1 protein-coding gene is annotated in these 1183 nt (G+C 35.7%); it reads right to left on the reverse strand.

Annotated features, from left to right (window positions below; genetic code table 11):
- The coding region (locus tag JHD69_RS19835) for a hypothetical protein (RefSeq protein WP_199142069.1) at positions 1-1183 on the reverse strand (1183 nt) is incomplete at both ends.

Below are 1183 nucleotides of genomic sequence, written 5' to 3' on the forward strand. Positions count from 1 at the left end.
AGATGTGTATAAGAGACAGTCCCTGGCTACTATCATTCTTAAAGAATCCAAATGGCATTCTTTTATCAGCTGATGGAGCATATTATATTTCTCCTGCAAAGGGTCCTCGAGCACATTAATGAAAATGGGAACGTTAAGTTTAAAATAGGAGATGATATCTTCATGATTAGCTACTCCTTTCGAAAGCTTGCGCAAAATTTCATCTTCAGTAAAATTGCTGGTCCGATCAACCAAAGTCAATACCATATCGAACCCGGTATTTTTTGATTTATCTTGTTTTGCATATTTGATATAGTCACTTGTTATTTTAAATGTCCAGGCGCCTGAAAGCACATCTTCAAAATAGATGATCTTTGTTTTCTGATTAAAAATCCTACTATATAAGGTGATGAAATTATCAACAAATTCATAGGAAGGCTTATAACGGAGAATAGTTACCTTTTTTGCTTTTAAAGCATCGCTTCTAGAAATATCTTCCAAAAACAAAGAATTATACTTGGTATCGTGGCTTACAAAAACCACTTCATCAACATCATTTAGCCTTTGACGAAGCCTTTCAGAAAAAAATTCAAGAATTGATTCCTTATTATTGTTATAAAAGATGTTACCCTGCACAAAATTCTGGTAGCTGTTATTGCTAACCCGGATATTTCCAAACAAATGTGGATTAGCCCGGGAACCACCAAAGCCCATGACCTTGTTAAACTCGAATTGTGCAGATTTCGAAAATGAGAACCTAGGCAAATTGAAGACCAAGTTAGGCGTTCCAAAGTTTGCATTTGTAGAGAACAGGAATTTTTCATCGACTGGCATTTTACCTGAAATATCCGGAAAACAGCTCTCGCATTTTTCGGGAAGATGCAAAGTTGATTCGAGCAGGATAAGCGAATAGGCTCTAACCTGACCAAGTTCAAAGTTGATTTCATCTTGGCTTGCATTTTTCCAACCCATTGAATGGTACAATTGTACTTTATCTTGAGTGGGCAATTTTGCAATATCCTGTAGTTCATCCTTCAAAAAAACAGCAAGCTCTTTGTCGATGATAGTGAAAACATTGAGAAAATCCTTCTTAATATGCTTATCCTTCAGGTCATGCTCTAAAAGATAGCTTTCAATATACTTCCTAAGCTTAAAATAAGTTGCTCCAGAACATGTAATGGGCAATACGATAACAATATGATTC

The sequence above is a fragment of the Pedobacter sp. ASV12 genome (assembly GCF_016429155.1).
Classification (GTDB): Bacteria; Bacteroidota; Bacteroidia; order Sphingobacteriales; family Sphingobacteriaceae; genus Pedobacter.